Source organism: Mesorhizobium sp. 131-3-5, assembly GCF_016756575.1.
Lineage (GTDB): Bacteria > Pseudomonadota > Alphaproteobacteria > Rhizobiales > Rhizobiaceae > Mesorhizobium > Mesorhizobium jarvisii.
Genome location: NZ_AP023254.1, coordinates 1,044,628 through 1,064,017, shown reverse-complemented (window position 1 = coordinate 1,064,017; position 19,390 = coordinate 1,044,628). Strand labels below are relative to the sequence as shown.

The window sequence follows — 19,390 nt, the reverse complement described above, 5'->3', positions numbered from 1 at the left end:
GAAGCAAGCGATTGTGCATGATCTTGGCGGCCATCAGACTGTCGCTGCGCCTTTGTGAGTCCGCAGCCGAGAGCGCCTCGCCAATACGCCGGCGAATATCGCCACAGCCTAGTTCACTTCAAAACCAAGCTTCTGCCGCAGCCGCAGCATGCGTTGGTCGGCGATCTCGAGGCGCTTCTCGCCACCCTGGGCGGCGCGGTTGACCATCTGCAGCAGATCGTTGCGCTCGGCGACGTCGAGACGTTCGCGCAGGAACGGCGCCAGCTTGTCGATGACGATCGTGGTGTCGTCGATCTGCGCCGCCGCCCATTTGGCGTAAATCACCGCCTCGTCGGTTTTCTTCTTGTCGGCGATCTCGGAGATTACAGCGCGGATGACGGCCTCGCGCTGCGGCAGCACGGGGCCGTTCTCGGAAACGATCGCGGTAATCAGCGTCGCGGCGGCCACCACCGGATCGTCGATCGCCGTGAGCGGCGACAGGGCCGCCTGCTTGCGCAGTTTCTTGCGCCTGATGTTGCCTTGCACGCGCCCGACGACATCGGCGACCTCGCGCGCGGCATCGTTCATGGCCTTCATCCGGTACCACCAGAACGCCGCCGCACCCAGCACGCCAAGGACAGCAATCAGGAAAGGCATGTCGAAATCCCCCGGAAATCCGACGATAAGAGAACTGTCGCGCCGCTTCAACACGCGAGAGTTGCTTGCGGCGAAGAAACTTCAATTGCGGCTGGTGAAACTTAGGCGATTAAACAGCCGGTTTGTAGCCTCAACCGCCAAGGCCAGGCACCACCTAAGACCCCGGTATAGTGTAGATCGCCCGGACCTCGACCGTGCCGAGTTCGGCCAGCGGAATACCGGCGGCGATGTCCAGCGCTTCGTCGAGAGTGTCGGCCTCGACCATGACGAAGCCGAGCAGTTGCTCCTTGGTTTCGGCGAAAGGGCCGTCGGTGACGAGGCGCTTGCCCTCGCGCCGGCGCACCGACTTCGACGTTCTCACCGATTGCAGCGCCTGCGCGATGATCAGCTTGCCCTCCTGGTCCAGGGACCTGTCATAGGCCAGTGAATCCGCGTCGAGCTTGGCCCCGCGCTCCACGGTCAATGCGTAGAGATCCTCTTCCTCACCATAAACCAGGCAGACATATTTCATCGCGAGCTCTCCTGCTGAGACGAACCATAGGATGCGACGACGAGCGTGTCAGCCTTGCCGTCGATGGCCGCCGCATGGTCGAGAAGGCATGTCGCGACCCCGATGATGGCGACCGCCGCCAGCAGCCTGGCGAAGACGGGCGCCGGCGGATCCAGCCAGAAGTCTTCCTGTCGCTCAGGCCCATGGCCCGGGCTCTTCCACAGTGCGAAAAACAGATTGTCCATGTGAACCTCCATCAGGCCACAAATCCCATGGCCGCCCACAGGACGGACGGGCTGGATGGAAGTCGACATTTTTGCGCGACTATTTTTTTCCGGGCTGCCCGGATTTTTCCGAAGGCAAATGCGCCGTCATCGTGCCGTGGTCCAAACAGTGCAGTGGTCTTCGCGCCGACCCGCGCTATAGTTGACCGGACGCCGGGCTTCACCCGGACCAAGTTCACGACAACCCCAAGTTCACGGCAACCAAGGAGGACTTCATGGACCGCACCGCAACCGCCGTCTGGAAAGGCAATCTGAAAGAAGGCAAAGGCACGCTCGACAGCCAGAGCGGGACGCTCAAGGGCACGCCCTATTCGTTCAAGGCGCGCTTCGAGGATGAAAGCGGCAAATCCGGCACCAACCCGGAAGAGCTGATCGCGGCGGCACATGCCGGCTGCTACGCCATGCAGCTTTCGCACTTCCTGGCCGAGAACGGCACGCCCGCCGCCGAACTCGACGCCAAGGCGGTGGTGACGCTGGTTCCAGGCACCGGCATCACCGGCAGCGCGATCACGCTGGTCGGCAAAGTGCCCGGCATCGATGCGGCGAAATTCAAGGAATTGGCCGAGAAGGCCAAGGCCGAATGCCCGGTCTCCAAGGCGCTCGGCGCCATCAAGGTGTCGCTCGACGCCAAGCTCGGCTGAGCAATTCCAGGAAAAGTGTGAAACGGTTTTCCGTTCGGAATTGCGTCAAAACAAAGAGATAGATCAGGGCGACCTGAAGCGACAAACGCCGGCCTGAGAGCCGGCGTTTTAATGTGAACAACTCCAGGTGGCCTCAGCCGCCCAGCGCGTCAAGCCGGGCGCGAAGGGCCGCGACTTCCTGCTCCAGCGCTTCCACCCTCGCTTCGAGGTCGGAGTGAGGCATGGCCGGCGCGCTACGCTGGGCCGACAGGGCTGCAACGTCCACCGGGCCGGCGAGAAGATGCACGTAGCGATCCTCGCGCTGGCCTGGTCCGCGCGGGATTTCCTGGACAAGCGGCGGCCGCCGGCCGATCAGCATGTCGAGTTCAGCGCGCAGATCCTCGATCGATGAAAATCGCGCCATGCGCTCGGCTCGAGCCAGGAGTTCATGCGCCGTCTGCGGTCCGCGCAGCAGGAGCAGGCCGATCAAGGCGGTCTGTGGCGTGGTCAGCGAGAAGCGCTGCGCCATCTGATGCTCGTAGCGCTCGACGCGCGAACCGAACATCTGCCGCACCAGCCCCTTCTGCTCGAGCAGCTTCAGCGCCCGGTGCACCTCCGTCTGCTCCAGCGCCATGACCGGGTCACGCGCCGTCTTCTGGTTGGCGGCGGCAAGGGCTGCGTTGAGCGTCAGCGGATAGACGTCAGGCGTCAGCTCCTTCTTCTCGATCAGGCAGCCGAGCACGCGCGCTTCGATGGGGGAGAGGATGGGAAGGTCTTCGCTCATGGATTTCTATACCCAAAGCTTCCGATACCATGACCGTCCGCGAAACGTCTCCCATTTTCGATCGACGAATGCGCTACGAAGCGTCACACTTTTCAGCCTTTTCTCGCATCAGGGCGCTATCTGGCATCGGACATTTGCACCGGCGCGCTTCGGCACTAGAGGGCATTAGTCCTAGGCGCCTCGGCCTTCCGCTCAGGTTTCGGCTGCCAGAATGATCTGACGAGGATATCCTCGGCATAGACCGCGTCATCGAGCTGGTCCTGTCCAAGTTCCTGGGCCAGCGTCGGCCGATCCCCGAGCAGCGAGACGCCAAAGGCGGCCTGGCCATTGGGGGGTGGCACGTCCAGCGCGTCGAGGATGGTGGGGAATATGTCGATCGTGCCCGAAAGTCCGGTATATGTCTTGGACGGAATGCCATCCCCCGAGAGGGAGAAAAAGTTGCGTCGTTCATACTTGTCCAGGCGGTCCGTCACCGCGCTAGGTGCACTGAGATGGTCGCTTTGCAGCACCAGAACGGTGTTCGCCATCAGACCGTCGGCTTCGGCTTTGTGAATGAAGTCGGCAACGAGCATGTTGGTGCATTTCACGGCGTGGAGAATATTGGGGGCTTGCGGGGAAAGTCCCGTCTTGCCGATACATTTGTCGGTCAGGTAGCCATCCATCGCGTGCCCACCGCTGACGGCGATCGTCAAAGAGAACGGTTTGCCGCCGCGCTGCGCACGCCGCAAAATGTCGAAGCTCAAATCCAGGACTTCAGCGTCGTCGGCGCCGAAACTGTTGCCGCGCCCGGCGACCGCAGCCACCACTTCGGGGCCCCCGAAAAGCGATGAATAGCCATGGGTGGAATAGAATGTCCCCTGACCGGTGAAGCTGAGTGGCCAACCGGTAACAAAGTTCTGCTGGTAACCCCGTGCCTTCAGAACATCGCCCAGGCAGGTCAGGCCAGGCAGGAATTGCGAATGCTCCTCCAGATACTGGCGCGATGTGAAGAACGTTATCAGCAGCGGCGTTCCACAATTCGCAGCGACCATCCCTGAGATGGAGTTGTTGGTGTAGGCAAGCTGCACCATGTTGCTCGCCGAAACCCCACGCCTGTCGAATTCGAGCAGCGGACCCATGACGTCACCGAACTCCGCCTCGTTCATGTAGGAGCGCTCGGCGCTTTCGATGAAAATATGAACGAGGTTGCTGGGCTCGACGGCCACGGATGCTGCTGCAACCTCCGGCTCTGCCAAAGCGGCAATATCGACGAACCGCTTGGACAGGAAATCATGCAGGGGATTGGGATGAATTGCTGCCGCGATCGGACGTGTCAGCATCGGGTTCGCCGCCAGGAAGAACGCCATCAGGGCGACATCCAATCCTCTCGTCAGCGTACCGCGCGCCTTCAGTGCGCCGAGACCGAGAAGAACGACCAGAATAACCAGCATCGTGCTTCCGGTATTCCACAAATACTCAAAGACGACACCGGGCGTCAGCATCCCGGCGCCGGCATGCATGAACATCGCACCCCAGTCAAAATAGCCGAAGACGCTTTCCAGATAGACATAGACAAGGAATAGAAGGCAGGGGAAGAGCGAGAAATAGGGCCTGAACCACCGGCTTCCCTGCCGATCCGCCTTCTTGTCCCGGAACCCGTCAAGCCAGAGAAGCGCGATCAAAACCCCCAAACCGAGAGCCGCAAGCAGCCCCTTCTCCTGAAAATAGATCAGCGACACAAGCCAGGTGAGCGAGCCGACTGTTGTGGCGCTGATCAATGGCCCAGATACTGAATACCCATTCACGATGAAGCCGCACACTGATTTGCACTCGAACCGCGATCTCGAAAGTGAATATCGACGACGGCTTAAAACTATACTAAGGCAATACCAGTAATCGTGCGCATACAGCAATCAATTACTTAAGTTGCCGCTAATATTAGCCGCAAGGACTCCCTTGGCGTCCCAGACTTGTAAGCGACATGTTTGAAACAGGGTCGGTCGCGGACGGTCCATCTGGCTGGACACAGCGCAGCCAGCAAGAACTGCCGGTCCATCTGAACTGACGGCGTTCGACACGAGAGCCGGGCAGCCACATCGGCCCTTCTGCTCAAGTCGCTTGCGCGGTTCGACGGTTGCTTATTTCAATCAGGCAACCGAGCACACGGACTTCGATGCGGGAGAGGTCCTGGCGCAACTGCCGCTTTCAGTGGCGAACAGGATTTTAACACCCGGGCTTCGCACAAGATCGAGGCGAGCGCGGAGTGCCGCTATGGCGGCGAGAGAGAAAGCGGCAGGTAATTTCGGCGTCAGACTCGGCGCTCCACCATCATCTTCTTGATCTCGGCGATCGCCTTGGCCGGGTTGAGGCCCTTGGGGCAGGTCTGCGCGCAGTTCATGATGGTGTGGCAGCGATAGAGCCGGAACGGGTCCTCGAGATTGTCGAGCCGCTCGCCCTTGGCCTCGTCGCGGCTGTCGATCAGCCAGCGATAGGCCTGCAAGAGGGTTGCCGGGCCGAGATAGCGATCGCCGTTCCACCAGTAGCTCGGGCACGAGGTCGAGCAACAGGCGCACAATATGCATTCGTAGAGCCCGTCGAGCTTCTCGCGGTCCTCATGGCTCTGCAGCCATTCCTTGGCCGGCTGCGGCGACACCGTCTTCAGCCACGGCTCGATCGAGGCGTGCTGGGCGTAGAAATTGGTGAGGTCGGGCACCAGATCCTTCACCACCTGCATATGCGGCAGCGGATAGACTTTGACGGCGCCGGAAATGTCGTCGCAGCCCTTGGTACAGGCCAGCGTGTTGGAGCCGTCGATGTTCATGGCGCAGGAGCCGCAAATGCCTTCGCGGCAGGAGCGGCGCAAGGTCAGCGTCGGGTCGATCTTGTTCTTGATCCAGAGCAGCGCGTCGAGCACCATCGGCCCGCAATCGTCCATGTCGACGAAATAGGTGTCGATGCGCGGGTTCTCGTCATCGTCCGGCGACCAGCGGTAGATGCGGTATTCCCGTAGATTGGTGGCACCCTCCGGCTTCGGCCAGGTCTTGCCCTGCTGGATCTTCGAATTCTTGGGGAGCGTCAGTTCGACCATTACCTCAGGTCCTTTCGGATGACGAGCTTCAGCCCGGACCAGACTTCATTCACGGCGGCGACCTTGACGTCGACAAGGTCGCGCTTCAGCGCCTCGGTGCGCACGATACCCTCGGTGACGTCGGTCGGCACTTTCGATGCCTTCTTCGGCCACGACACCCAGACCATGCCGTCACGCTTGATCGCCGCCTCGACATCGCCGAGGCGATCCTCGATCTCGGCGCGTTGTTTGGTGAAGGCGTGCACGGCGTCGTATCTTTGATGGCTGCCCGAAATGTCGGACCATTCGGCCAGCCGGTAGACCTCGGCGAAATCGACGGCGCCGGCCAGTTCGTCGAGCTCCGGCGGCAGCGCGATGAAGGCGGCAATCATGCCGTCCTTCAGGCCGAGCTTGGCCGGAAGGGGCTTGCTGGAATATCCCGTGCCCGCCAGCGCCATCGTCAGTACACCCTGGCCTTGGGCGCGATCTTGGCGAGGCTGATGCCGCCGTCCTTTTCGGCCAGCAGCGGCTCGGTGTGCACAGGCCGGTAGCTGAGCGTCACCTTGCCGTCTTCGCTCACCCTGGCCAGCGTGTGCTTGCGCCAGGTGGCGTCGTCGCGCGCCGAAAAGTCTTCACGGGCATGCGCGCCGCGGCTCTCCTTGCGCGCCTCGGCGCTGTAGACGGTGGTGATGGCGTTGGCCATCAGGTTTTCCAGCTCCAGCGTCTCGACCAGGTCGGAATTCCAGATCATCGAGCGGTCGAACACTTTGATGTCCTTGAGCTCGCCCCAGATCTGCGAAATGCGCTTGCAGCCTTTCTCCAGCGATTCCTGCGTGCGGAACACGGCGGCGTCTTCCTGCATCGCCTTCTGCATCTTCTCTCGCAGCACGGCCGTCGGCGTCGAGCCATTGGCGTGGCGCAGCCCGTCGAAGCGGTCCATGATCTTCTCGACCGAGGCTTCGTTGGGTGACGGGATCGCCGACTTGCGGTCGATGACCTGGCCGGCGCGGATCGCCGCGGCGCGGCCGAACACCACCAGGTCGATCAGCGAGTTCGAGCCCAGCCGGTTGGCGCCGTGCACCGATGCGCAGCCGGCCTCGCCGACCGCCATCAGTCCGGGCGACACCTTGTCGGGGCTCCGCGTCGTCGGGTTCAGCACCTCGCCCCAGTAGTTGGTCGGCACGCCGCCCATATTGTAGTGCACCGTCGGCAGCACCGGGATCGGCTCCTTGGTCAGGTCGACGCCGGCGAAGATCTTGGCCGATTCCGAAATGCCGGGCAGCCGCTCATGCAGCACGGCCGGATCGAGATGGTCGAGATGCAGGAAGATGTGGTCCTTGTTCTTGCCGACGCCACGGCCCTCGCGGATCTCCAGCGTCATGCAGCGCGATACGACGTCGCGCGAGGCGAGGTCCTTGGCCGACGGCGCGTAGCGCTCCATGAAGCGCTCGCCCTCGGAATTGACGAGATAGCCGCCCTCGCCGCGCGCGCCTTCGGTGATCAGGCAGCCGGCGCCGTAGATGCCGGTCGGGTGGAACTGCACGAATTCCATGTCCTGCAGCGGGAAACCGGCCCGCGACGCCATGCCGCCGCCGTCGCCGGTGCAGGTGTGGGCCGAGGTGGCCGAGAAATAGGCGCGGCCATAGCCGCCGGTCGCCAGCACCACCATCTTGGCCGAGAAGCGGTGGATGGTGCCGTCGTCGAGGTTCCAGGCAACGACGCCGGTGCAGGTGCCGTCCGGCTCCATGATCAGGTCGAGCGCGAAATACTCGATGAAGAACTGCGCGTTGTTCTTCAGCGACTGGCCGTAGAGCGTGTGCAGGATGGCGTGGCCGGTGCGGTCGGCGGCGGCGCAGGTGCGCTGCACCGGCGGGCCTTCGCCGTAATTCATCATGTGGCCGCCGAACGGCCGCTGGTAGATTTTGCCCTCTTCGGTGCGCGAGAATGGTACGCCATAGTGTTCGAGCTCGTAGACCGCGGCCGGCGCTTCGCGCACCAGATATTCCATGGCGTCGACATCGCCGAGCCAGTCCGACCCCTTGACGGTGTCGTACATGTGCCACTGCCAGGAATCGGGGCCCATATTGGACAGCGAAGCGGCAATGCCGCCTTGCGCGGCCACCGTGTGCGAGCGCGTCGGGAACACTTTGGTGATGCAGGCGGTGCGCAGGCCCTGTTCGGCCATGCCAAGCGTGGCGCGCAGGCCCGCGCCCCCGGCGCCGACCACCACCACGTCGAATTTGTGGTCGACAAAATTATAGCCTGCCATTTTGGCTGATTTCGCGTCCTTGGCCAACTCAGCCTCCGAATGCCAGCTTGAGCAGGGCGAAGATCGAGGCGACGCCGACCGCTACGGTGAAAAATGTGTTGAGCGCGATCGTCGCCAGCTTCAGGCCTTCGCTGGTGATGTAATCCTCGATGATCACCTGCATGCCGAGCCGCATATGGATGAGCCCGGAGATCAGCACCAGGGCCAGCATCAGCGCCACGAACGGATTGGCGAGCGCCGCGCGCACTTCCGCATAGCCGGCGCCGTTGAGCGCGATCAGGAACCCGACGAAGAAAAGCGTCAGCGGGATGTTGGCGATTGCGGTCAGGCGCTGGCGCCAGAAATGACCGGTGCCCTCGCGGGCGGAGCCGAGACCGCGGACTTTCGCCAGCGGCGTGCGCATATCGGTATTGTTCTTGCCGCTCATGATCAGGCTCCTCGCGCCATGTAGCCGGCGATCCAGATCAGCAAGGTGAGCAGGACCGAGCCGACAAGCGTCGCCCAGGCGATCTTCGAGGCCGTATGCTTTTCCAGCCCGGCGCCCGTATCCCAGACCAGGTGGCGCACGCCGCCCAGCATGTGGTGCATCAGCGCCCAGGTGTAGCCGAACAGGATCAGCCGGCCGAGCCAGGTGCCGAAGGCCCAGTTGACCCAGTCGAAGGTCGCCTGCGAGCTTGCCGCCGCCATCAGCCAGACCGCGACCAGCAGCGTGCCGAAATAAAGCGCCCCGCCGGTGATGCGATGGATGATCGACATCGTCATGGTGATCGGCGGCCGGTAGATCGTCAGGTGCGGCGAAAGCGGCCGTTCTCGTCTGGCGAATTCGCGGGTGGCTGGTGATTTGCTCATGGCTCCCCCAGGTTCGGCGTCTTCGTGCATGTCGCCCAAAAGTGACCTCGGTTTTGGGAGGACGGCATGCACTAAACAAGAATCCGAAGCGCGTCGCATGAATCCGTTTCGGCGCGACGCGCTTTTAGCCTCAGGTGGAAATACGGCATTGCCGCTTCCGGTTGCGACTTCGGACAGCCGGTTTCTAATGCTCTTTTTGCACCGCGTCAAAGCCAGAAAATCGTTTTGGAAACGTCATTTAGTCTGACAAAAAGGCAGGCTCGGGCTTCAATCGATTAGGGGCGGAGGACCCAAAGCCGGCTCGATATCGCTGCAGTGCAGCATAAGCGACTTCCTGCCCGTGCGGCCTAGCGCCTGCAGGTCTGCGGCGTCGAGCCCCTCTTCATCACCAGCGCCTCACGCCCGTCGATCACGATTGCGTTATGCGTGGCGGCTTCCTGGTAGCGGCTGGACTGGTTGGCGGGCGACGCCGCAAACTCTTCGGTCGTGCCATTCGGCTCGATCACACGCAACAACGAGCCGAGATTCTGAATGGTGATCGTGCTGCCATTGCCGCATCCATAGGTTGCCGTACCCACTGTGGATCGCGGCGCGGTGAGATCGGTGGTGATCTTGGTTGCCGGTGCCGGAGGCGCGGATGCCGGGCGAGCCGCGGCTGCGATGGACTGCTGTGCCGGCGCGGGCGAGACGACATTGGCCGCTTTCGGCGCGCCATCCTGCGGCACACAGGCCGCAACGACGGCAAGCAACGGGAAAACGGACACCCAAACCGTCCGGCGTAGCGCCATATGCTGTCCTCCCGCGCGGCAGACTAGCCACGATGTTGCACCAAGATCAAGGTTGCCCCGAGGCTGCCTTTGGGTCCATTCGATGCCGGCCGCGATGGTGCCGCCAAGCATGGCCGAATGATGGCTATCGGGTTTTCCCTCCAGTCGGAAATTAACCATGTTTGACGAGACATCGCCGCGCAACGCGCCGGCCTCTTAACAAAGGTTAAGAAAAGGTTAATTTCTGATTCGAGGAGCCATGCATGTCGCCCAAAAGTGCGTCAGCGGTTTTGGGGCAACGACATGCATCCAGACAAGAAATCAAAAAGCGCGTCTCGACGCGCTTTGGCCTCTAACCATCAGGAAGACGCCATGCGTTCGAACTCAAGCAGATCACGCCTCTCGGCGCTTATGGTAGCGGTTTCGCTCGCCAGCCTGGCGACGCCCACGCTGGCCAATGGGCGCCACCAGGATCGCGTCTACGCCGATTCCTTCGGCAATCTCGTCATCGACAGCGCCGCCGGCTACAAGCGCATCATCGTCGGCGAAGGCAAGCTGGCCAAGAAGCTGGCCGACTACACCAGCGCCGGCCAGCCCAAGGTGATCTACCAGAATGAATCCGACGAGATTTCAGGCTATAGCGATTGCTACCGGCCGCCGGTCTTCGTCAAAGGCCGCAGCTACATGTACGGGCTTTCCGACGGCGAGATGCCGGAACTCAGCCCCTGCCGCTAGAGCGTTTCACCGTTTCACGGAAACGGCGAAGAGGTGGATCAGGATGACGATTCGACCAACGTCATGCTGATCTGGAATTGATGACGATTGCGCTGGACGACCACTCGCCTCCCGGCCCGGCCGAGACACGGACGCAGTCGCGCCCCGCATTCTTCGCCAGGTAGAGCGCCTCGTCGGCGCGCCGCATGAGATCGGCGGTGGTTTCACCGGGATCAAGTTCGGCAACCCCGAAACTCGCCGTACAGCTGATGTGCGCGGGCAGCCCGTCGATGCGCAGCGCGCCGAACGCGCTGCGCGTGCCCTCGGCGAACAGCCGGGCGGCGGCCAGATTGGTTCCCGGCAGGATGATGGCGAATTCCTCCCCGCCGATGCGGCCCGCGACATGGTGCCCGGCGGCGGCTTCGCGCAGGGAACCGGCAAAGGTCTCGATCACACGGTCGCCGGAGGCATGGCCGAAATTGTCGTTGATGCTCTTGAAATGATCGAGATCGGCGATGACCAGCGCGACCGGCACGCCTTGCCGCATGGCGCCAAGCACGGCCTGCTCGGCCTGGCGCGTGAAGGCACCGCGATTGAGCAGTCGCGAAAGCGTATCGGTCTCCGATCTCGACGTCACTTCGGCCAACACATCGCGGACCAGGATGGCCAGCGTCAGCAGCGCCATGGCCAGGGCAAAGACGGTGCCGAGCGATTGCGACACCAGCGCGTAGCTGCTTTGCAGATAGGCCTGCGGATTGGCGCCCCAGCCGCCAAACGCATGCGCGATGAACGGCTTTGAGGCGAACTGCACAGCGCTGGCGGCGAGCAACGCCATCAGGATGCGATCGAGCCGGCCGCGCCTTTGCCTGGACGACCAGACGATGGCCAATCCGACGAATTGCATGACGGCATAGGGGAGCTGGTAGGCCATCATGCGGACCAGCGACTGGCGCGGCAGGTCTTGTACGAAATAGACGACGATGGTGGCGGCGACCAGGAAGAACAGCATCGGCGACCATGGCGGCGCGACGCCGTATTTGCGGGCCAGTCCGACGTTGAAAGCTATTGTTGCGCCCAGGAAAACCGCGAAGGCAGTGACCACCGGCAGCCGGGCATCGGTGAAGGCGGGAATGCTGAATTCGATCGCCGAGTAGACCATGCCCAGCACATAGCCAGAAGCAAACCAGCGCGCCGGAGCGCGGCCGACATCATGAAACGCGACCGCCATGAAGGATGCTGCCAGCAGGCCGGCAACCGACAGATTGATCAACAGGATGAAGTTCGCGCCGCTCATCTCTTTCGCACCCCGTGTGTCACCTAACACCGACGGGCGAAAAAGACGTTAACGTGTGCTGGGACGCACGGCTTCAGCCGGCCTTGGACGGCTCCGGCACGAACAGCGTTTCGGGCCGTTCGTACGACAGGCGCACGCTGTCGCGGCCGTTTTTCTTGGCCTTGTAGAGCGCCTCGTCGGCACGCCGCATCAACGGCTCCAGCGCTTCCTCGCCGCTGCGGGCCGCCACGCCGAAACTGGCGGTGACCTTGGTGCCGGCGGGAAGCCCGTCGACGCCGCCTGCCGAGTAGAGCGTGCGCACAGCCTCGGCGAACAGCCGCGCGGCGGCGAGATCGCTGAGCGGCAGAAGCACGGCGAATTCCTCGCCGCCGATGCGCCCGGCAGCGCCGCGCGCGCCGGTGGCCGACCGGAGCTTGGCGGCGAAATCGGCGATCACCCGATCGCCGGCGGCATGCCCGTGCACATCGTTGAGCGCCTTGAAATGATCGAGGTCGGCCAGCACCAGCGCCACCGGGAACCTGGCCATTGCGCAGTGTCGCAGAAGCTGGGCCGCGCGCTCCTCGAAGCCGCGCCGGTTGAGCAGGCCCGAAAGCGGATCGGTATGCGTCTCGGCCTTCAGCGCCTTCATCACGTCGAGGGCCGCAGCGGTGAACAGGCAAAGCGCGATCAGCAGCGACAGCAGCGCATGCGACAGCAGCGCCGTCGTCCAGTAGGACGAGTTGTAGAATCCGTCATAGCTGGTGAACGGCCCGTGCGCGATGACGACGACGAGGGTTCGCACGAAGAAGTTGAGGCCCGACAGCAGCGACAGCACGAACAGGATCTTCTCGGTCGGGCCATTGTTGCGCACCGGCCTGAGTTCGGCGGCGACCAGAAGGCTGAGGCCGCCGAAGGCGAAATTCATCGCCAGGATACGCCAGGTGAGATCAGGCGCGACGAAGAGGAACCAGCAGAACGAGGCCAGCCCACCACCGGCCAGCACGCCGATCGCCACATAGGGCACCTTGCGGCCATAACGGGCGACGATGGCGCTCGACAGGCAGCAGCCGGCGATGGCGAAGCAGATGTTGGACACCAGCTTGGTCAGCACCATGCCGATGGGCAAGGTGAAATACTGGAACAGAAAGCCGGGCGCCGAAACACAATAGCTGAGCGCCAGCACGGCCAGATAGGGCCGGTGACGCTGATAGGCCCATAGCACGAGGAAGGCCGCGCCGAGGGCCAGCGCGATCGTCGGATTGAGCAGCGCTATCAACAGGCCGGTGTCCAAAGGACGGTGACTTCCCCTCGCGTGACGTGAGGGAAGACCATAGGGCGCAAGCCCAAACAAGCGGTTAAGCCCGGACGAATATGCGGACCGCGCGAATGAAAAAAGACCCCGGAACCGCATTGCGGTTCCGGGGTCCGGCAATCATCGGAATGTGTGGACCGGAGGTTATTTCCAGTCGCGGATGTCGACGAAGTGGCCGGCGATCGCCGCCGCCGCCGCCATGGCCGGCGACACCAGATGGGTGCGGCCCTTGAAGCCTTGCCTTCCCTCGAAATTGCGGTTCGAGGTCGAGGCGCAGCGTTCATGCGGCTTCAGCCGGTCGTCGTTCATGGCAAGGCACATCGAGCAACCCGGCTCGCGCCAGTCGAAACCGGCGGCGCGGAAGATCTTGTCCAGACCCTCGGCTTCCGCCTGTTCCTTGACCAGGCCGGAGCCCGGCACGATCATGGCGTTGACGCGCGGATTCACGGTCTTGCCCTCGATCACCTTGGCGGCGGCGCGCAGATCCTCGATGCGGCCATTGGTGCAGGAACCGATGAAGACGCGGTCGAGCGCGATGTCGGTGATCTTGGTGCCCGGCGTGAGGCCCATATAGTCGAGCGCCCGCTGCTTGGAGGTGCGCTTGTTCTCGTCGGCGATATCGTCCGGGTTCGGCACGATGCCTTGCACGGAAACGACATCCTCGGGCGAGGAGCCCCAGGAGACGATCGGCGGCAGCTTGGCCGCGTCGAGCACGATCACCTTGTCGAAATGCGCGCCTTCGTCGGACTGCAGCGTCTTCCAGTAGGCGAGCGCGGCGTCCCAGGCCGCGCCCTTCGGCGCACGCGGCTTGTCCTTGACATAGGCGAAGGTCGTCTCGTCGGCAGCGATCAGGCCGGCGCGCGCGCCGCCCTCGATCGACATGTTGCAGATCGTCATGCGGCCTTCCATCGACAGCGAGCGGATCGCCTCGCCGGCATATTCGATGACATAGCCGGTGCCGCCGGCGGTGCCGATCTCGCCGATGATGGCGAGGATGATGTCCTTGGCGGTAACGCCTTCCGGCAGCTGGCCGTCGACGCGCACCAGCATGTTCTTGGCCTTGCGCTGGATCAGCGTCTGCGTCGCCAGCACATGCTCGACTTCCGACGTGCCGATGCCGTGCGCCAGAGCGCCGAACGCGCCATGCGTCGAGGTATGGCTGTCGCCGCAGACGATGGTCATGCCGGGCAAGGTAAAGCCCTGCTCCGGGCCGATGATGTGGACGATGCCCTGGCGGATATCGTTCTCGGAATAATATTCGACGCCAAAGTCCTTGGCGTTCTTGGCCAGCGCCTCGACCTGGATGCGGCTTTCCTCGTTCTTGATGCCGAACTTGCGCTCGGGCGAGGTCGAGACATTGTGATCGACCACGGCCAGCGTCTTTTCCGGATGCCGGACTTTTCTGCCGCTCAGGCGCAGGCCTTCGAAGGCCTGCGGGCTGGTCACTTCATGGACGAGGTGCCGGTCGATATAGAGCAGGCAGGTGCCGTCGTCCTGGCGGTCGACGACGTGGTCGTCGAAAATCTTGTCGTAGAGGGTGCGCGGTGCGCTCATGTGCGTAAATCCGTCGATATGAGAATGGGAAGAGTGTAACGCCGCAAGCCTTGGCCCGGCGAAAGCAGTCTAGCTAAGTCGGCTGGTCAGAGCGCCGCAGACGCGCGCGGAGAAGCGCGACGGCAGGCGTTTTCTGTCCTGCAGCACGAACCCCTTGTAGGCCGGATCGCCAAAAAGCTCTTCCATGGCGTGGCTCATACCAATGTTTTGGCTCTTCGGCAATTGCGGCGTGGCGGTGCGACTTTCCCTACCCCCTCTGGGGGAGGTGGCACCACTCACATCACCTCGAAGACAAACGTCTTCACCAGCGCATCGGGCTCGGCGATGGCATAGCAACGGAACCATGGGCTTTGCTCGACCAGCCGCCATTTCTTCGCCTGCGTGAGTTCATCGAACACCGCCTGAAAACCGCCGCTCTCGAACACCTGGTCGCGCACGGTGAAGATGGCGTGGCCGCCCTTCTTGGTGATGCGCACCAATTCGTGCAGGCCCGATGCCGGCGCGTGGCTGATGGTGAACACGCCGGTGGAGAAGAAGGCGCGGAAATGCCCGTCCGGCCAGGGCAGCGGTCCGCCCAGCATCGCCTGTTTCAGCTCGCCATAGGCGTTGCGGCTGCCGGCGATCTTGAGCATGTCGTCCGAGAGATCCAGCCCGGCAATGTCGCCATAGCCCAGCGCCTTCAGCGACGGCCCCGACAGGCCGGTGCCGCAGCCGGCGTCGAGCAGCGGCCCTTCGCCAGCCGGAACATGGCGTGCCACCCAGGCGGTGATGAGGAACGGCAGGAGATAGCCGAGCGAGGCGGTCTCGCTGTCATAGGTCGCGGCCCAGGCGGCATAGGCCTGCGCCAGCGTTTCAGGCGTGTCGGCGCCATAGACGGAATCCAGCGCCGCATTGGCCTTGTCGGCAATCATGAGACCTCCCTCGATGTCGACAGGATCGTAACCCTGTCTCGGCCCAAAGACTATTCCTCGTGCTGGCGGTGCAGGCGCCGCTCCAGCGCCCTGAGCGCCAGCGACAGGCCAACGGTGAGGATGAGATAGATATAGGCCACGATCGAATAGGTCTCGAAGAAGCGGAACGAGCCGGCGGCATAGATCTTGCCCATCTGGGTGATGTCGGCGACGCCGAGCACCGATACCAGCGAGGAATCCTTGACCAAAGCGACGAAATCATTGCCGAGCGGCGGCAAGATGGTGCGGATCGCCTGCGGAAAGACGATCAGCCGGAAGCGTTGCGCACGGCTCAGCCCAAGCGCCTTGGCCGCCTCGATCTGGCCCTTCTCGACTGCCTGGATGCCGGCGCGGAAGACCTCCGAGATGAAGGCGGAGTAGCCGATGGTCAGCGCCATGATGGCACGCCACAACAGCGACACGTCGCGCACCAGGAGCTCACCGAGATAGCCGGCACTTTGCAGCGGCGCGGTCAACGCGTTCCAGGCCGCGACGAAGGCCGGCGCGCCGGCAAAGGCGATCCAGAACAACAGCACCAGGATCGGCACGCCGCGGATGATCTCGACATAGAAGCGCGCGATCTGGCGAAGCCAGGACGAGCCCGACAAGCCCATCAGGGCAACCCCGAGACCGATGATCGACGCCATGGCGAAGGCGATGACGGTCACAAAGACGGTGATAGCGATACCCTTGGCGACCGTGGCGAAGACCTGGGCATAGAGATCGCTGGCCGCGATGAACAGGGCCGCCGCCAGTGCAAGCACGGCGGCGGCGGCAAGCCACCAGGGGAATTCGGACTTGGCGGAAGAGGAGGGTACCATTCAGGCGAGCGTGGCAGCGCAAGGATTGTCGGAGGATCGCGGCAAGCCACCCCCCTCTGCCCTGCCGGGCATCTCCCCCTCAGGGGGGAGATTGGATTTGGATATTGTCTCGACTTTCGCCAATCCCCGACGTCGTAAAACTGCTGCCGGCGCTGAAGCTGCTGATCTCCCCCCTTTGAGGGGGAGATGTCCGGCAGGACAGAGAGGGGTGCCCTGGCGCAGGGTCAGCGCGATTTGCGGCGCACCATCGTCAGCAAGCACGCGCGCCAACGACTACTGCCCCATCTTGTAGTCGAGAAACCACTTCTTGTTCAGCGCATCGAGCGTGCCGTCCGCCTTCAACGCCGCGATCGCGGCGTTGACCGGCTTCACCAGGTCCGATCCCTTCGGGAAGATGAAGCCAAAGTCCTCGGTGCCGAGCGGGCCGCCGATCAGCTTGAGCTTGCCTTCGGAAGCATCGACATAGCCCTTGCCGGCGGTGCCGTCGGTCAGCACGACATCGACGTCGCCCGATTTCAGCGCCTGCACCGTGGCGCCAAAAGTCTCGAACAGTTTGATGCGCGGGTTCTGCTCATTGCCGTCGAGCACACTGTAGACGGCGGTGTAGAAGGGCGTGGTGCCGGGTTGCGCACCGATCAGCCCGTCCTTGAAAGCGCCGAAGGTCTTGGCGTCGGTGAAGCGGCTTTCATCGCCGCGCACCAGCATGAACTGCTCCGAGCGCATATAGGGATCGGAGAAGTCGACCTTCTCCTTGCGGTCATCCTTGATGGTGATGCCGGTCATGCCGATGTTGTACTGCTTGTCGGAAACCGCCTGGATCATCGCGTCCCAGGAGGTGTTCTGGTACTCGACCTTGAAATTGAGCCGCTTGGCGATTTCGTTCATCGCGTCATATTCCCAGCCGATCTGCTTGCCCGTCTTGGGATCGATGAACTGCAGCGGCGGATAGGCGTTTTCGGTCACCACCACCACTTGTCTGCCGCCGAGATCGGGCAACGCCTGCGCGAAGGCGGCAACAGGCGCCAGCACGAGGGCCAGCAGGCCGGCCAGCAGCAGTTTCGATTTGGTCATGACACACTCCCGGAAAATTGAAGGCGCCCGGATGGGCTTACAGGAAATCCGGGCCGACTTTAACTTTCCGCTTGCGTCATGCAAGACGGACCGCTGCTTCAGCGCGCGCGAAAAGGGATTCGGATGCCCTCAATTCAGGGATTTCGGGATAATCTGGCTATCTCGAACCGGAAACCAGCGCCTCCGCATCCGCCGAGGCGTCTTCCGCTACGGCGTTGCGCAAGTCGGCAACGAGATGGGTGAGCGTCGCATGCAGCGCTTTCGCTTCACCAGGCTGGAGCGGCACGCTGCAGGCAAGCGCCGCGGACACATCCTGCGCTCGCGCACTCAGAGCCTGGCCCTTGGCCGTCGGCTCGACCAGCACGCGGCGCTCATCGGCGGCATCGCGCCGGCGGGTGACGAGCCCGCCCGCCTCCATCCGCTTGAGCAGCGGCGTCAGCGTCGCGGAATCGAGGCCCAGCGCCTCGCCAAGCGCGCCCACAGTGCTCGGCGCGTGCTCCCATAGCGCCAGCATGACCAGATATTGCGGATAAGTCAGGCCGAGCGGATCGAGCAACGGCCGATAGAGCTTGGTCATCAGCCCGCTCGCCGAATAGAGCGCGAAGCAGAGTTGCTGATCGAGTCGCGGAACCCCCACTGTCCCGGCGGCCGCCGCCGGGACGTCTCTGGGGCTATTTATGGTCTTTCCCGTCATGCCGCCTTTACCGAAAGCGCCACCTCGACATTGCCCCGGATGGCGTTCGAATAGGGGCAGATATTGTGCGCTTCCGATACAAGCGCTTCCGCGGCCGCCTGATCAAGGCCTTTCGTCTGCGCCGCGAGCGCGACACCGAGCTTGAAGCCCTCGCCATTGGAAAGCAGGCTGACGGTGGAGGTTACCCCGGCATCCGTGAGCGGCAGCTTCTGTTTGCGCGCGATGAAGCGGATGGCGCTTTCGAAGCAGGCGGCGTAGCCGACGGCGAAAAGCTGCTCGGGATTGGTCGCGCCACCCGGCCCGCTGAGTTCCTTGGGCATCGCCAGATCGACCTTGAGCAGGCCGTCGCTGGTCTCGCCATGGCCGGCGCGGCCGCCGGTGACGTGAGCCTGTGTGGTGTAGAGTGCCATTTCAAATCTCCAATTATCTTGTGCACGATTATTTAGTACACAAGATAATATACCGTCAACAGCCTGATCCTGTTTCGAGGGCCGGAAGCGTTCACAGTCTGGTGAAACGAAAAAAGGCGGCCGAAGCCGCCTTTTTTTAATGGGATTTCCGAAAGCCTTATTCGGCCGGGGTCGCCTCGGCGGCCTTGGCTGCCTCAGCCTCGGCGGCGGCCTTCTTCTCGGCGGCTTCCTTGGCGGCCGTCTCGGCGGCCAGCGCCTGGGCGGCGGCGACCTTCTCGGCCTCGATGCGGGCCTTCTCAGCGTTCAGCGCGTCGCGCTCCTCATCGTTGAGCTTGCGGGCGCGGACGCCGGTGTTTTCCGAGATACGGGCCGACTTGCCGCGACGGTCGCGCAGGTAATAGAGCTTGGCGCGACGCACCTTGCCGCGGCGAACGATCTCGACGCCCTCGACCATCGGCGAGAAGACCGGGAACACGCGCTCGACGCCTTCGCCATAGGAGATCTTGCGGACGGTGAAATTTTCCTGGAAGCCGGAACCGGCGCGGGCGATGACGACGCCTTCATAGGCCTGGACGCGGGTGCGGGTGCCTTCGGTCACGCGGACCTGGACGCGCACGGTGTCGCCGGGCTGGAATTCGGGGAGCTTGCGCTTGGCTTCGATCTTGGCGGCCTGCTCGGCCTCGAGCTGACGGATGAGATCCATCTCAATAATCCACTTCTTGTTCTTCCGACAGTCAGAGCGTCCGACACTCGCCTTGCAGTTCCATTGACCGCTCGGCTATGTCCTTTGCCTCCGAGACATTCGTCTGCAAGACATCGGACAGGGGCGACTACACCGTCATTGTT

The 19,390-nt window shown here is 63.0% G+C and carries 22 protein-coding genes; 2 read left to right on the top strand and 20 right to left on the bottom strand.

What is annotated here, in order from left to right; translation table 11 throughout:
- Positions 1-108 precede the first annotated feature (108 nt).
- From JG747_RS05140 to JG747_RS05130, 3 genes are all read right to left on the bottom strand, one after another.
- A complete protein-coding gene (locus JG747_RS05140) occupies positions 109-636 on the bottom strand; it encodes a hypothetical protein (RefSeq protein WP_069090492.1) in 528 nt (175 codons plus the stop codon).
- Positions 637-790: 154 nt separating this feature from the next.
- Complete coding sequence (locus JG747_RS05135; protein ID WP_038650522.1) at positions 791-1,147, bottom strand: YciI family protein; 357 nt, start codon at positions 1,145-1,147, stop codon at positions 791-793.
- The gene (locus JG747_RS05130; protein WP_038650525.1) at positions 1,144-1,371 is read right to left on the bottom strand and encodes a hypothetical protein; all 228 of its coding nucleotides are present in this window, start codon (positions 1,369-1,371) and stop codon (positions 1,144-1,146) included. Before JG747_RS05130 ends, JG747_RS05135 begins: the two co-directional genes overlap by 4 nt.
- A 254-nt stretch (positions 1,372-1,625) precedes the next feature.
- On the opposite strand from JG747_RS05130, the gene JG747_RS05125 reads away from it, so the two are divergent.
- A complete protein-coding gene (locus JG747_RS05125; RefSeq protein ID WP_069090493.1) occupies positions 1,626-2,051 on the top strand; it encodes an OsmC family protein in 426 nt (141 codons plus the stop codon).
- 133 nt (positions 2,052-2,184) lie between these two features.
- Here the strand turns inward: JG747_RS05125 and JG747_RS05120 are convergent, their stop codons facing one another.
- The 8 genes from JG747_RS05120 to JG747_RS05085 all read right to left on the bottom strand — a co-directional run bounded on the left by JG747_RS05120 (position 2,185) and on the right by JG747_RS05085 (position 9,949).
- Positions 2,185-2,814 carry a YceH family protein gene (locus tag JG747_RS05120; RefSeq protein WP_069090494.1) on the bottom strand — a complete coding sequence of 210 codons (630 nt, stop codon included), beginning with the start codon at positions 2,812-2,814 and terminating at the stop codon, positions 2,185-2,187.
- 155 nt (positions 2,815-2,969) lie between these two features.
- Complete coding sequence (locus JG747_RS05115) at positions 2,970-4,571, bottom strand: sulfatase-like hydrolase/transferase (protein ID WP_202361293.1); 1,602 nt, start codon at positions 4,569-4,571, stop codon at positions 2,970-2,972.
- Between the two features lie 530 nt (positions 4,572-5,101).
- Entirely contained in the window at positions 5,102-5,881 is a 780-nt protein-coding gene (locus JG747_RS05110; protein ID WP_010912301.1) for a succinate dehydrogenase iron-sulfur subunit, read from the bottom strand.
- Positions 5,881-6,318, bottom strand: a complete 438-nt coding sequence (locus JG747_RS05105; protein WP_202361292.1) for a DUF3052 family protein — start codon at positions 6,316-6,318, stop codon at positions 5,881-5,883. Before JG747_RS05105 ends, JG747_RS05110 begins: the two co-directional genes overlap by 1 nt.
- A gap of 2 nt (positions 6,319-6,320) precedes the next feature.
- Positions 6,321-8,129, bottom strand: a complete 1,809-nt coding sequence (gene sdhA, locus JG747_RS05100; protein ID WP_171903230.1) for a succinate dehydrogenase flavoprotein subunit — start codon at positions 8,127-8,129, stop codon at positions 6,321-6,323.
- Between the two features lie 28 nt (positions 8,130-8,157).
- Positions 8,158-8,556 (bottom strand): succinate dehydrogenase, hydrophobic membrane anchor protein, encoded by a 399-nt coding sequence (gene sdhD / locus JG747_RS05095; protein ID WP_019862008.1) that lies wholly within the window; start codon positions 8,554-8,556, stop codon positions 8,158-8,160.
- 2 nt (positions 8,557-8,558) lie between these two features.
- Entirely contained in the window at positions 8,559-8,978 is a 420-nt protein-coding gene (sdhC, locus tag JG747_RS05090; protein ID WP_019862010.1) for a succinate dehydrogenase, cytochrome b556 subunit, read from the bottom strand.
- Between the two features lie 347 nt (positions 8,979-9,325).
- Positions 9,326-9,949 carry a hypothetical protein gene (locus JG747_RS05085; protein ID WP_342216767.1) on the bottom strand — a complete coding sequence of 208 codons (624 nt, stop codon included), beginning with the start codon at positions 9,947-9,949 and terminating at the stop codon, positions 9,326-9,328.
- Positions 9,950-10,117: 168 nt separating this feature from the next.
- Between JG747_RS05085 and JG747_RS05080 the strand changes: the two genes are divergently transcribed.
- Entirely contained in the window at positions 10,118-10,480 is a 363-nt protein-coding gene (locus JG747_RS05080; protein ID WP_019862012.1) for a hypothetical protein, read from the top strand.
- Positions 10,481-10,541: 61 nt separating this feature from the next.
- Here JG747_RS05080 and JG747_RS05075 read toward each other — a convergent pair whose 3' ends face one another.
- The 9 genes from JG747_RS05075 to rplS all read right to left on the bottom strand — a co-directional run bounded on the left by JG747_RS05075 (position 10,542) and on the right by rplS (position 19,247).
- Positions 10,542-11,753, bottom strand: coding sequence for a GGDEF domain-containing protein (locus JG747_RS05075; protein WP_202361291.1), 1,212 nt, complete (start codon positions 11,751-11,753; stop codon positions 10,542-10,544).
- Positions 11,754-11,826: 73 nt separating this feature from the next.
- Positions 11,827-13,023 carry a GGDEF domain-containing protein gene (locus JG747_RS05070; protein ID WP_038650542.1) on the bottom strand — a complete coding sequence of 399 codons (1,197 nt, stop codon included), beginning with the start codon at positions 13,021-13,023 and terminating at the stop codon, positions 11,827-11,829.
- A 165-nt stretch (positions 13,024-13,188) separates the two neighbouring features.
- A complete protein-coding gene (gene leuC, locus JG747_RS05065; RefSeq protein WP_019862016.1) occupies positions 13,189-14,598 on the bottom strand; it encodes a 3-isopropylmalate dehydratase large subunit in 1,410 nt (469 codons plus the stop codon).
- 275 nt (positions 14,599-14,873) lie between these two features.
- Positions 14,874-15,509: a class I SAM-dependent DNA methyltransferase gene (locus JG747_RS05060; RefSeq protein WP_019862018.1), complete on the bottom strand. Its 636-nt coding sequence runs from the start codon at positions 15,507-15,509 to the stop codon at positions 14,874-14,876.
- Between the two features lie 50 nt (positions 15,510-15,559).
- Positions 15,560-16,369 carry an amino acid ABC transporter permease gene (locus tag JG747_RS05055; protein ID WP_069090501.1) on the bottom strand — a complete coding sequence of 270 codons (810 nt, stop codon included), beginning with the start codon at positions 16,367-16,369 and terminating at the stop codon, positions 15,560-15,562.
- A gap of 273 nt (positions 16,370-16,642) precedes the next feature.
- A complete protein-coding gene (locus JG747_RS05050; protein ID WP_038650551.1) occupies positions 16,643-17,440 on the bottom strand; it encodes a transporter substrate-binding domain-containing protein in 798 nt (265 codons plus the stop codon).
- 157 nt (positions 17,441-17,597) lie between these two features.
- Complete coding sequence (locus JG747_RS05045) at positions 17,598-18,134, bottom strand: MarR family winged helix-turn-helix transcriptional regulator (protein ID WP_038650552.1); 537 nt, start codon at positions 18,132-18,134, stop codon at positions 17,598-17,600.
- Positions 18,131-18,544, bottom strand: coding sequence for an organic hydroperoxide resistance protein (locus JG747_RS05040; protein WP_202361290.1), 414 nt, complete (start codon positions 18,542-18,544; stop codon positions 18,131-18,133). Before JG747_RS05040 ends, JG747_RS05045 begins: the two co-directional genes overlap by 4 nt.
- 157 nt (positions 18,545-18,701) lie before the next feature.
- Positions 18,702-19,247 (bottom strand): 50S ribosomal protein L19, encoded by a 546-nt coding sequence (rplS, locus tag JG747_RS05035; RefSeq protein ID WP_019862024.1) that lies wholly within the window; start codon positions 19,245-19,247, stop codon positions 18,702-18,704.
- Between the last annotated feature and the right edge of the window lie 143 nt (positions 19,248-19,390).